Source organism: Komagataeibacter rhaeticus (assembly GCF_003207855.1).
In the GTDB taxonomy this organism is placed as follows: Bacteria; Pseudomonadota; Alphaproteobacteria; order Acetobacterales; family Acetobacteraceae; genus Komagataeibacter; species Komagataeibacter rhaeticus.
The window spans coordinates 89226-101110 of sequence record NZ_NKTZ01000010.1; the positions used below are offsets into that span (position 1 = coordinate 89226).

Genomic DNA, 11885 nt, shown 5'->3' on the forward strand with positions numbered 1-11885 from the left:
TTCAGGCCCCTACGGCCTCGCGCGGTTCGCGTGCGGCGGGGGCACGGGGCGCGCCTTCCATGCGCACATCCTTCCACGCCGCATCACGGCTTGAATCATGGATGGTCTCCACCAGCGTCTGGATGCGCAGCCCGGCACGGAAACTGAACGGTTCCGGCCGCTGCCCAGCCAGGGCCTGCAGGTAGCCCGCCACCTCTATGGCCTTGAGGTCATTGAAGCCAAGCTGGTGGCCCGGTGCCACGCAGAACAGCCCGTAGGGCGGGTGGTCAGGCCCGGCCTCGATCCGGCGGAACCCCTTGCGGCCCCGTGCATCCCCACCCGAGAAGAAGTGCAGTTCGTTAAAGCGCTGCTGCGTGAAGGCCAGCGCGCCCCTGGTGCCGTAAATCTCGAAATCATGCTGCATGGTCCGCCCGGTGGCGATCCAGTTGCCTTCGATCGATCCTGTGGCCCCGTTCTCGAAGCGCAGGAAGGCGCGCCCGATATCATCCACCTGCACCATGCGGGTGCCGCCCTTGCCATCGGGGCGCTCATGGATGACGGTAACACAGTCGCCCATCACCTGCGTGATCGCGCCCGCCGCCGGACCCATCAGGTATTCCGCCGTGGCCAGCGCGTGGCTGCCGATATCGGCCAGCGCGCCGCCGCCTGCGGGGTCCAGGCGGAAGGTGAAGGGCGATGTGGCATCGGCCATGTAATCTTCCGCATGCAGGCCCCGGTAGCCACGGATTTCACCCAGCTCGCCCGCCATGATCATGTCACGCGCCAGCGCGAACATGGGGTTGCACAGGTAGTTGAAGCCGACCTGCGTCCTGATGCCCTTCGCCTCGGCGGCCTCGGCCATCTCACGGGCATCGGCGGCAAGCGGGGCCAGTGGCTTTTCACAATAGACATGCTTGCCCGCCGCAATGGCGGCCAGCGCCATTTCCTTGTGAAAGGCATTGGGGGCGGTGATGTTCACCACATCGATTTCCGGGTCGTTGACCAGCGCGCGCCAGTCATCGGTGGAACGGGCAAAGCCCAGCGCCGCCGCCGCCGTGGCCGCCGCCTGTGCTGATATGTCGGCAAGGCAGGTCAGTTCCACCTGGTACGGCAGGTCGAACACGCGCGATGCGGTGGCATAGCCAAAGGCATGGGTGCGGCCCATGAAGCCGCTGCCGATCAGGCCGATACGCAGTTTGGGTTTGGTCATTTTACGAACTCCCTGTTCACGATAAGGGCGGGATCAAGCGTGCCCGCAAAAAAATCCAGAACGTTCCTGATGGAATAGACGGCCATGCGTTCGGCCGCCTGCATGGTCAGCCCGGCAATGTGGGGGGTCAGGATGACCCGGTCGGATACCAGCAGCGGGCTGTCCGTGGCGGGCGGTTCGGGGTCGAACACATCCAGCCCCGCCATGGCCACGCGGCCATCGGCCAGCGCGCGGGCAAGGGCCGGTTCATCCACCACGCCGCCACGCGCGGTGTTGACGATGATCGTGCCCGGCCGGAGGTGCCGCAATTCGGCCTCCCCCAGCAGTGGCCGGTCGGCGGGCGGGACATTGACCGAAATGATATCGGCCCATTCCAGTCCGGCCTCCAGTCCGCTCACCTCCCGCACCGCCCCTGCGGGCCATGCCCCCCGGCGGGAAAGGAACGGGTCATAGGCACGGATCTCCATACCAAAGCCCGCCGCCATGGTGGCAAGGTGCCGCCCCGCCCGCCCGTAGCCCAGTATCAGCAGGCGGCGTCCCCCCACCTCGCCTGCCATAAGCCGGTTGCGCCACGCCCACTGGCCATCGCGCACGGCGTGGTCCGCCGCCAGCAGGTGCTTGGTGCAGGCCAGGATCAGCGTCATGGCATGCTCGGCAACCGAGACGGAGTTCACATCGCCCGCAATGCACAGGCAGATGCCACGGGCGTCCAGCGCATGGATGTCCACCGCGTCATAACCCACGCCATGACGGGAGACGATGCGCAGCCTGTCCGCCTTTTCCACCGTCCGGGCGGAAAGCGGCTGGGTGCGCAGCACCAGCGCGTCCGCCCGCGCGATAAGGGGGGCGTAACTTGCTTCCGATACGTCCTCCACATAATCATAGGTGACGCCGGGGGTGCGATCGAGCAGCGCGATGCCTGCGGGGTGCAGGCGGCCCGCAATCAGGATATGGGGCATCAGTACACCCCTTCATGCACGACGCTTACGCTGTCACGGCTGAGCAGGGTGCGGAATTTCGCGACACTGGCCCCGGCGGCGGCGGCAAGCAGGCGCGAATCACCCGATACGGTGGTCATGTCGAAGCCCCAGCCTATGGCGCGCGCCGCGTATTCCGGTGTGCCACAATGCAGGGCGGCGCGGATGCCCGCGTTCTGGCACGCAGCCAGGATTTCGTGCAGCCGTTCGATCATCTCCGGCTCCTCGCGGTCAAAACCGGGGGGCAGCCTGCCGCCTTCCAGGCTGAGCGTCAGGTCGGCGGGGCCGACATACAGGCCGTCCAGCCCCGGCGTTGCGGCAATTTCCGCCAGGTTGTCCATGCCCTGCCGGGTCTCGATCATGGCAAAGGCCAGGATCTCGCCATTCGCGCAGCCGGCATAGTTGCTGCCCGCCGCAAACGAAACCCGGGTGGGGCCGAAACTGCGCTGGCCGCCGGGGGGGTAGCGCATGTAGCTGACAAACTCGGCCGCCTGCCGCGCCGTGTTCACCATGGGGCAGATCACGCCGTAAGCCCCGGCATCAAGCATTTTCATGATGATGCCCGGCTCCAGCCACGGCACGCGCACCATGGGGGCCACGCCCGAGGCCCGCATCGCCTGCATCATGGGCAGCGCACTGTTATAGTCCAGCGCGCCGTGCTGCACGTCGATGGTAACAGAGTCATAGCCCTGTGCGGCCATGATCTCGGCGGTGAAGGGATTGCCGATCGAGCACCAGCCATTCAGCGCGGGTTTTCCCTGCGCCCAGAGCTGCCTTACGGGATTGGGGATCATGTCAGAACACCACCTGTGCCAGTTTCACGTCCAGGTAATCCAGAATGCCTTCGGAGCCGCCCTCACGCCCCATGCCGGAGAAATTCGTGCCACCAAACGGGGCTTCCGCCGCGGCAAGGGCAAAGGAATTGATCCCCACCATCCCCGCCTTCAGCGCCGCCACCGTGCGGCGCGCGCGGGCGGGTGAGCGGGTAAAGGCATAGGCCGCCAGACCCATGTCCGATGCATTGGCGCGGGTCAGTACCTCCTCCTCATCCGAAAAGCGGGTGATGGCGGCAATGGGGCCGAAGTTTTCTTCCGCCATGACGCGCATGGTATCGGTCACTTCGGTCAGCACGGTGGGTTCAAAGAAATAACCGTTGTTGAACCCCGAAGGCCGCTGCCCGCCGGTACGGATACTTGCGCCCCCGGCCACGGCATCGGCCACCACGGCTTCCATTTCCGCCAGGCGGCGGGCGTTGATCAGCGGGCCCATGCCCACATCGGGGTCCAGCCCGTCACCCAGCGTCAACGCCTTTGCGCGGCTGACAAACCCCTCCACAAACGCATCATGCACCCGGTCGTGAATGAAAAAACGGTCCGGTGCCACACAGACCTGCCCGGTATTGCCGAACTTTGCCTGTGCCGCCGTATTGAGTGCCAGGTCCAGGTCGGCATCATCATAGATGATCAGCGGGGCATTGCCGCCCAGTTCCATCGAGACCTTTTTCATCGTGGCGGCGGCATCGCGGATCATCTGCTGGCCGATGCGGGTGGAGCCGGTCAGCGAGACCTTGCGCACCACGGTGGATTCCATGATCGGGCCGTACGTGGCCTCGGTCGGGCCGACGACCAGGTTGACCACGCCCGCGGGCAGGTTCCCCGCCCGGCAGCAGTCCACCATGATCATGGCGCTGCCCGGTGTCTGTGAAGACGGACGGGCGATCAGCGAACAGCCCGCCGCAAGGGCGGGTGCGATCTTGCGCGCCAGGAGCGAGGCGGGAAAATTCCACGCCGTGAACGCCGCCACCACGCCCACCGGCTCGTGACTGACCTCAAAGCGGCCACCGGGGGCGCGGCTTTCGACAATCCGGCCATAGATCCGGCGTGCCTCTTCGGCATACCAGCGGAACTGGTCGATGCTCAGCCCCCATTCCCGGCGTGCCTGGGCAATGGGCTTGCCGGTCTCGGCGGAAATGATCCGTGCGGCTTCCTCCGCGCGGCGGGTCATCTCGTCGGCAATGGCGTGCAGTGCGGTGGCGCGTTCCCATGCCGGGGTGGTGCGCCAGCATGCCAGCCCTTCGCGTGCCGCCGCGATCGCGGCCTCGGTATCGGCACTGCCGGCACAGGGCACGTCACCCAGCGATGTTTCCGATACGGGGCTTATGACCGGCTCGGTCCTGCCATCCGCTGCTGGCCGCCATGTATCCCCGATAAACAATCCGTAATGCGTGTACATTATCTGGTTCCCGTTCTTTTTTTTACGACACGACATATGACGACTGACCCGGTCGCCTCCCCGTTTGTGACGGGCCGGGACGCCGTGCCTGTGGAAGCGCGTGCAACGGCCCCTGCATCGTGCGGTTGCGCGGGGGTGAACACAGCTTCGTCAGCCCGCGGGCGGACCGGACCGCCCCTTTGTGACCGGACCCGCGCCGGACCGGGCCTGCGTCCCTTTTTTCATGGCGTTTTTTCCATCCGGCCGATGGCATGCGGGGGAAGCGAACCGGCCCCGCCCTGCGGCGTTTACTGCCGCACGGCACAGCCCCGGCACCAGCACGATGCCGTCCCGATTCACCAGCCTGACCATCCGGCCTCCTGTCTTTTCAGGGTTTGCAATTAATGTTGCGTATTTAAAGTATTGTCAACACCTATTGCGTTTGGATATGCTGGGGACAACCCGTCAAGGGAGGAAACAAAAATGACACAGGCGACAATCCGCCTTACAACCGCGCAGGCCCTGGTACAGTGGCTGGCCAATCAGTTCACACAGATCGACGGCAGCCGGGTGCCGCTTTTCCCCGGTGTGTTCGGCATTTTTGGCCATGGCAACGTCAGTTGCCTGTCCGAGGCGCTGGAAGCGGTGCAGGACAGGCTGCCCACATGGCGCGGGCAGAACGAGCAGTCCATGGCGCTGGCCGCAACGGGTTTTGCCAAGGCAAAGCGGCGGCGGCAGATCATGATTGCCGCTGCCTCCATCGGGCCGGGCGCGCTGAACATGGTCACGGCGGCAGGCGTCGCGCATGCGAATCGTCTGCCGCTGCTTCTGCTGGCGGGCGATACCTTTGCCAACCGCCTGTCCGACCCGGTGCTGCAACAGGTCGAGCATTTTGGTAACCCAACGGTTACCGTCAATGACGCCTTCAAACCCGTAACCCGTTACTGGGACCGGATCATGCACCCGGCCCAGATCCTGTCCTCCCTGCCGCAGGCCACGGCCATCATGCTGGACCCGGCCGATTGCGGGCCTGCCTTCATTTCCCTGCCGCAGGATGTGCAGGAAATCGCCTTTGATTACCCGGTCCGTTTCTTTGAGGAAAAGATATGGAGCATTCCCCGCCCCCGGCCTGACCGCGCGGCACTGGCACAGGCGGCCGAGCGGCTGAAGGCGGCAAAAAAGCCCCTGCTGATCGTGGGCGGTGGCGTGCGCTATTCACTGGCGGAAGACGTAGTGGCCGCCTTTGCGCTCAAGCACGGCATCCCCCTTGTCGAGACGATTGCGGGCAAGGGCAGCGTGACCCATTACCATGAAGCCCATGCCGGGCCGATCGGCATCCTTGGGTCCACATCCGCCAATGCCCTGGCGGCAGAGGCCGATGTGATTGTTGCAATCGGCACCCGGCTGCAGGATTTCACCACCGGGTCATGGACCGTATTCAGCCCCACGGCGCAGTTCATTTCCATCAATACCGCGCGTTTTGATGCCATCAAGCACCGTGCGCTGGCCGTTGTGGGCGATGCGCGCGAGACGGTGGGCGAACTGGACGCATTGCTGGGGGACTGGAAGGCCGAGCCAGAACTCATGCGCCGCGCCCAGGCGCTGTTCGCGGACTGGGACGGGCTGCTGACGCGCCTGCAGGCCCCCACCAACGCGCCGCTGCCCACCTATGCGCAGGTGGTCCATATGGTTAACGAGGCCGCGGGCGAGCACGATACCCTCATCACCGCGGCCGGTGGCCTGCCGGGGGAAGTGGCCAAGGGCTGGCGGGTCAAGGCACCCAACACCTTTGACCTTGAATTCGGCTTTTCATGCATGGGGTACGAGATCGCGGCGGGCTGGGGCCATGCCATGGCCAGTGAGGGACCGGGCAGCCCCGGCGGCACGCCCATCGTCATGATTGGCGATGGCACCTACATGATGATGAACTCCGACATCTATTCAACCGTGCTGACGGGGCACAAGGTCATCATCATCGTATGTGACAATGGCGGGTTTGCCGTCATCAACCGCCTTCAGCAGGCCAAGGGGGTGCCCGGCTTCAACAACCTGCTGGTGGACTGCCGCGTGCTGCAGCCCGAAAACCCGCTGCATGTGGACTTTGTAAAGCACGCGCAGGCCATGGGGGCCGCCGCCCGGCGATGCGACAGCCTGGCGGACCTGCCTGAAGTACTGGAATGGGCCAGGGGCACCGACCGGACCACCGTGCTGTCCATTACAACCGATGCCTGGGCCTGGACACCGGGCGATGCCGCGTGGGACGTGGGCGTACCGGAAGTCTCGACACGTGAAAGCGTTCAGGCTGCAAGAAAAGAACAAGAAGAAATCCGCGCAAGACAGCGCGTTGGAGTGTAAAATCCATGAAATCAAAACTGGGTATCGCCCCCATTGCGTGGTGGAACGACGATCTGGCCGAACTATCCGATGATGTCAGCCTGGAGGAGTGCCTGCGCCAGGCGCATGAGGCGGGCTTTACCGGCATGGAAACCGGCCGCCGCTTCCCCATGGACATGAACGAACTGGGGCCCATCCTCAAACGCTATGACATGTCGGTCTGTGGCGGATGGTTTTCGGGCCTGCTGCTGGATGGGGACATCGAGGCGGAAAAGGAGCGCATCCGCGCCCAGATGGATTTCTTCATTGCCGCTGGCGCCCCATGCATCGTGTATGGCGAGACGGCGCGCTCGATCCAGGGCATCCGTTCCGCCCCGCTGGCCACCAAGCCCCGCCTGTCGGAAGAGGACATCCGCGCCTATGGCCGCAAGATGACGCAGTTTGCCGAATGGTGCGCGGCCGAGGGCATGCCCCTTGCCTATCACCACCACATGGCCGCCCCGATCGAGACCGAGGCCGAGCTTGACCTGCTGATGAAGTATTCGGGCAGGGCGCTGCACCTGCTGTTTGATACCGGCCACATGTATTTCGCGGGTGGCAACCTGCTGCGCGTGATCGACAACCATCATGCCCGCATAAGCCACGTCCATACCAAGGATGTGCGCAGCGCCGTGATCGACCGGCTGGACCGCAATACGGAAAGCTTTCTGGACGCGGTGGTGAAGGGCGCGTTTACCGTGCCCGGTGACGGTTCGATCAATTTCCTGCCCATTATCGAACGCCTGGCCGATTATGGCTATGAAGGCTGGTTTGTGGTGGAAGCCGAGCAGGACCCGGTCCTTAACCCCCCGCTTGAAATGGCGCGCAGGGGGCATGCCGCCCTGATCCAGCTTATGGAACAGGCAGAATACGAGGTGGCGCCATGAACCGGATGGACGGCAAAATCTGCGTGATCACGGGCGCAACCCAGGGGCTGGGGGCGGCAATTGCCCGCAGGCTGGCCCATGCGGGCGCGCGCGGCATTGCCATTACCGGGCGCAGCGAGGCACGGGGGGCTGCCCTGGCCCACACGCTGACGGCCGATAGCGGCATGCCCACGGTATTCATCCGTGCCGACCTTGAATCGGTGGAGGACTGCCGCGCGGTAATTGACGAGACGCATCGCCACTTCGGCCGTGTGGACGTACTGGTCAACGCAGGGGCGCTGACCGAACGCGGCACCATACTGGACACGGACCCCGAGCTGTTCGACCGTATTTTCGCAACCAACGTCCGGGGCCCGTATTTCCTGATGCAGGAAGCCATCCGCAATATGATCCGTGACGGGATAGAGGGGGCCATCTGCAATATCGGGTCCATTTCCGCGCTGTCGGGCCAGCCTTTCATCAGCGCCTACTGCGCTTCCAAGGGCGCGCTGGCCACGCTGACCGCCAATACCGCCTTTTCGGTCATGGCAAACCGCATACGCGTCAACCAGCTCAACATAGGCTGGATGGCATCGGACAAGGAACGTGAAATCCAGCTGGCCGAGACGAACGACCCCGACTGGATGGAAAAAGCCGCCGCCCGCCTGCCCTTCGGGCGGCTTGTCACGCCAGAGGAAGCGGCGCGTGCGGTCAACTTCCTTGTATCCGATGACGCGGGACTCATGACCGGGGCGATCGTGAATTTCGATCAGTCGGTATGGGGGGCCACGGCCCACAGCATGCCCGTGCCGGATGGGCCGATGCAGCTGCCGATGTAACCGGATGGTGCGCAATAAGGATAATAAAGGTTTCCGGGTGCCGCCTTCTTTTCGGGAAGGCGGCATTCTTTGAATGCTTTTTGGGAAAAAGCTTCACCAAAAACTTCTTTATTTCAAGGACGCGCCACGCCCCGCGCTATTTCTGGGTCACGACCGGAATGCGGGGCTTGCGCGATTCATTCTGCAGCCGCGACGCCAGCGCCACGATCAGCGACTGCGCCAGGCACATGGGGGCCGCCAGGGAGCGTGAGAACGTATATTCGTGCTCCGGCACCGCAAAGGTGACCCGCGCGTTCTTGGCCAGTGGCGAGAGCGTGCTGTCGGTTATGGCCACCACGGGAATGTCCCGGCTGGCGGCGTCCTCCACGATATTGACAACCTCGTTGGCATAGAAGCGGAAGGATACCGCCAGCAGCAGGTCGTCAGGCCGCATGACGCGGGCCATGTGGGTGGCAAGCCCGCCCGCCGCATCCAGCAGCACCGCCCGCCTGCCCAGCATGGCCAGCGTGTAGCGCAGCAGTTCCGCCACGGGGGCCGAACGCAACTGCCCCAGCAGGTAGATCGTATCCGCGCGTTCCATCAGGTCCACGGCCCGGGCAATCTGTTCCGCCGTGATGTTGTCCAGCAGTTCCTGTAACGACGCGATATCGCGCAGGATCAGTTCATGCATGAAGCCCGTCTCGCTGCGGTCCTCACGCGCGCCCAGTTCATCCTCCAGCGCCTGTACGCGCGCGTTGAACCCCAGCGCAACGGTGGAAAGCCTGCGCCGGAATACGGCCTGCAGGTCCTTGAACCCCTGATAGCCCAGCGACTGCGCAAAACGCACGCAGCCCGAGGCATGCACACCGCATTTCTCGGCCGCCGTATGGACCGACACCACGGCCACGTCATTGGGGTTCTGGGTTATATAGAGGGCAATCTTCTGGTAGGAATTGCTCAGATGTTCGTAACGGTCATGAATGACACGGATCAGTGCCTCATACGTGGCCGGTGGCGTGTGCGCCACCGGCCCTTTCCCGGCTTCTTTCATGCTTTTCCTGACCATCCATGCTGGCTTGCGCACTCGTAACGGGCTGGACACGCCGGGCGCCGTGCCGGCCACACGGGACGGGCGTGCGATCATTACACCCCCATCGTAGCGCAAACATGCCGCAGTGCAACATTTGATGCGTGTCGGCGCGCGTCAGCGGTCCACCGTGAAATCCAGCTGGCAGGACGACTGGTCGGCGCTGCGCTGCTGCCCTGTCACACGCAGGCCCGGATCACGGGGCAGCAGGGCATTGACCAGATAGACCGCATCCGGCCCGGCGCCATGGCTGGCATAGACCAGATGATGCGCGCCCGGCGCGGGAGCGGGGGTCACGGCGGCGGCAAGGCGCAGGGTGATCATGCCATCGCCCGCCCGCATGGCGGCAATGGAGGGGAAGGCCAGCGTGCGCACCCGCAGCGGCAGCGCGCGACCGTCAAGCGACAGGGACAGCCCGCCTGCAACCGCCCTGCCATAGGCCCGCTGCTCCGCGGGCGAGATGGCGCCATCCCCATTGCCGTCAATCTGGCGGATGACACCGGGTGCTACGTCCACTCCCGGTGTCAGGCGCAGGGTCACGGCAACCTCATGGCGCGTGAGGTCAATGACCGTGGCCTGCAGATATTCATCCAGCCGGTGCGCCTGCGCGGATGGCGTGCCCGCACCCAGCCCGCACAGCGCCAGCATGATGGACAGGCCGCGCCTCATGGCATGGTGTACCGGCTGCCATAGCTGTTGGTGGGGTCACGATAGACCGTATGCACATGCAGGGTCGGGTGTAGCGCGCCAACAGGTTTGGAACTGCGGGACACATGATTTGGAACCCCACAGAATGCATTCTTAGAGGGGTATGAGAGGTCGATCAGACCTCTTTTTTTATGCCCTGCGGGTCAGGCATAGGGTCAACTGGTTCGACTGGCGGGACAGGATAGGACGGGAGCGGTTCAAACTGCCGTGGTGGCCGCCCGTCACTGGCATCCAGTTCATGCACCAGCAGCCGGGCCGCGATGGCCTGGGCATAGACTTCCTGTATCACGTCATCACGCGCCCATAGCTGGCGGGTCAGCACGTCAATGCGCTGGATGTGGTCGCCTATCAGTTCGCGGGTCTGTGCCACCAGCGCCAGCGCCTGCTGTCCGGCTGATAGCTGTTCCTGCTTCTGGGCAAGCCTGTTCTTGGCCACATTGGCATACCAGCCTCCAACCAGCCCCAATGCGGGTTCGATCAGGCCGGACCAGGCATTCGCCACCTCGAACACATGCCCGATCATGATGCGGAAACCGTGCCGACCTGTTTGCCATTGGCCAGCAGGTTGCCGTTAGCATCCACCACGACCAGGGCAACGCCACCGAAGGCCGCTGCGATCTGCTGGGCACACGGCACCGGGTCCAGGGCCGTGCCATCGGACAGGGTAACGGTCAGGTTGCCTTCGCCATCAAACGCAACGGACGTGATCGACAGCGGTTTGGTCGCGGCATTGCCGGGCGCGATCTCAACCACCTGTGGCTGGTTGGTCAGGGGCATGAGGATTGTCATGCGGCACTCTCCGTGGCGGGCACCGTTATACCCGCGATGACGGTAATGGCAAAGGTCTGGCTGGACTGGATGGTGCCATCGGGCCAGATGGTTCGCAGGTCGCAGCGGTAGCGGCCGACCGGCCACGTTCCGGTGTCACTCCCGTAGGTGATCTGGATGATTCCCGTCCGGCCGGGAACGATCTGGACAGAAAGATCAGCCAGACTGTTGCCCAGCACATCGCGCATCTGGCTGGTGAATGTGCAACCAGTCAGGTCCAGCGGTCTACCATCAAACGTGCGGATGATCGCGGCCAGACGAAACGTGTTGCCCTGTTTCAGGACAAACCCACTCATGATGTGGCGGAGCTGGTGGCAGGCGGTGTGTAAATGCTGCCAACCGGGTATTTCCCATCGGCATCCAGTGCGAAGGCAAAGCCGTCCGGAGCAGTAATGCCGGTCAGTCCGGTCAGTGACTGCGTTCCTACGACCTCGCCAACCGGTGATGCCGTGGTAGCGGCAGGAATAACGGGCGTATCACCTGACAGATAGTTGTAGGATGGCTGAAACATCAGCGCCTTGGTGCGGTAGAGAATATAATTCTGGTATGTTGCCGTTGCGGTATCGGTCATCAGGATATCTCCAGAACGTAAGCAATGGTCAGGATGTTGTGGCCGTGCTGGCCATATAGGTGCTGCCAATCGGGAACTGCCCGTCCGGGTCCGCCACGATGGCGCTCCCGCTGCCCGGTGTCCATGCGGACGTGCCGTCCCAGACAACCCGGTTTATTACATACCCGGCCGGGCGCGCCACGCCCGCTTCCGTTGCGGCCGCCGTCAGGTAGACGGCATAGACCTGTGCATTCGTATCGGTCATCGGGTTGATCCTA

The 11885-nt window shown here is 63.9% G+C and carries 13 protein-coding genes and 1 pseudogene; 3 read left to right on the forward strand and 11 right to left on the reverse strand.

The window, feature by feature from the left end:
- Nucleotide 1: 1 nt before the first annotated feature.
- The 4 genes from CFR78_RS10820 to CFR78_RS10835 are packed head-to-tail and all read right to left on the reverse strand — an operon-like array spanning nucleotide 2 to nucleotide 4398.
- Nucleotides 2-1189: a Gfo/Idh/MocA family protein gene (locus tag CFR78_RS10820; protein WP_034932283.1), complete on the reverse strand. Its 1188-nt coding sequence runs from the start codon at nucleotides 1187-1189 to the stop codon at nucleotides 2-4.
- Nucleotides 1186-2148: a hydroxyacid dehydrogenase gene (locus tag CFR78_RS10825; protein WP_007398364.1), complete on the reverse strand. Its 963-nt coding sequence runs from the start codon at nucleotides 2146-2148 to the stop codon at nucleotides 1186-1188. Before CFR78_RS10825 ends, CFR78_RS10820 begins: the two co-directional genes overlap by 4 nt.
- Nucleotides 2148-2960, reverse strand: coding sequence for an HpcH/HpaI aldolase family protein (locus tag CFR78_RS10830; RefSeq protein WP_007398363.1), 813 nt, complete (start codon nucleotides 2958-2960; stop codon nucleotides 2148-2150). Before CFR78_RS10830 ends, CFR78_RS10825 begins: the two co-directional genes overlap by 1 nt.
- Before the next feature lies 1 nt (nucleotide 2961).
- A complete protein-coding gene (locus tag CFR78_RS10835; RefSeq protein ID WP_034932285.1) occupies nucleotides 2962-4398 on the reverse strand; it encodes an NAD-dependent succinate-semialdehyde dehydrogenase in 1437 nt (478 codons plus the stop codon).
- Nucleotides 4399-4860: 462 nt separating this feature from the next.
- Here CFR78_RS10835 and iolD point away from each other — a divergent pair, with 462 nt between their 5' ends.
- Genes iolD through CFR78_RS10855 form a run of 3 tightly spaced genes read left to right on the forward strand, consistent with a single transcriptional unit; the run spans nucleotide 4861 to nucleotide 8455 of the window.
- A complete protein-coding gene (gene iolD / locus CFR78_RS10845; RefSeq protein ID WP_034932288.1) occupies nucleotides 4861-6732 on the forward strand; it encodes a 3D-(3,5/4)-trihydroxycyclohexane-1,2-dione acylhydrolase (decyclizing) in 1872 nt (623 codons plus the stop codon).
- 5 nt (nucleotides 6733-6737) lie between these two features.
- Nucleotides 6738-7637, forward strand: coding sequence for a myo-inosose-2 dehydratase (gene iolE, locus CFR78_RS10850; protein ID WP_110581119.1), 900 nt, complete (start codon nucleotides 6738-6740; stop codon nucleotides 7635-7637).
- 5 nt (nucleotides 7638-7642) lie between these two features.
- Complete coding sequence (locus tag CFR78_RS10855) at nucleotides 7643-8455, forward strand: SDR family oxidoreductase (protein ID WP_007398358.1); 813 nt, start codon at nucleotides 7643-7645, stop codon at nucleotides 8453-8455.
- A gap of 136 nt (nucleotides 8456-8591) precedes the next feature.
- On the opposite strand, the gene CFR78_RS10860 is transcribed toward CFR78_RS10855, so the two are convergent.
- The 7 genes and pseudogenes from CFR78_RS10860 to CFR78_RS10890 form a co-directional block, all read right to left on the reverse strand.
- The gene (locus CFR78_RS10860; RefSeq protein ID WP_007398357.1) at nucleotides 8592-9485 is read right to left on the reverse strand and encodes a MurR/RpiR family transcriptional regulator; all 894 of its coding nucleotides are present in this window, start codon (nucleotides 9483-9485) and stop codon (nucleotides 8592-8594) included.
- A gap of 153 nt (nucleotides 9486-9638) precedes the next feature.
- Complete coding sequence (locus tag CFR78_RS10865) at nucleotides 9639-10190, reverse strand: hypothetical protein (RefSeq protein ID WP_034929412.1); 552 nt, start codon at nucleotides 10188-10190, stop codon at nucleotides 9639-9641.
- A 154-nt stretch (nucleotides 10191-10344) separates the two neighbouring features.
- Nucleotides 10345-10752, reverse strand: coding sequence for a hypothetical protein (locus tag CFR78_RS10870; protein WP_034932040.1), 408 nt, complete (start codon nucleotides 10750-10752; stop codon nucleotides 10345-10347).
- Nucleotides 10749-11018, reverse strand: a complete 270-nt coding sequence (locus CFR78_RS10875; protein ID WP_146221278.1) for a hypothetical protein — start codon at nucleotides 11016-11018, stop codon at nucleotides 10749-10751. Before CFR78_RS10875 ends, CFR78_RS10870 begins: the two co-directional genes overlap by 4 nt.
- On the reverse strand, nucleotides 11015-11353 hold the full coding sequence (locus CFR78_RS10880; RefSeq protein ID WP_034932044.1) for a hypothetical protein: 339 nt from the start codon (nucleotides 11351-11353) through the stop codon (nucleotides 11015-11017). Before CFR78_RS10880 ends, CFR78_RS10875 begins: the two co-directional genes overlap by 4 nt.
- Nucleotides 11350-11628: a hypothetical protein gene (locus CFR78_RS10885; protein ID WP_034932046.1), complete on the reverse strand. Its 279-nt coding sequence runs from the start codon at nucleotides 11626-11628 to the stop codon at nucleotides 11350-11352. Before CFR78_RS10885 ends, CFR78_RS10880 begins: the two co-directional genes overlap by 4 nt.
- A gap of 28 nt (nucleotides 11629-11656) precedes the next feature.
- A pseudogene (locus tag CFR78_RS10890) lies at nucleotides 11657-11885 on the reverse strand (hypothetical protein); the annotation flags it as partial.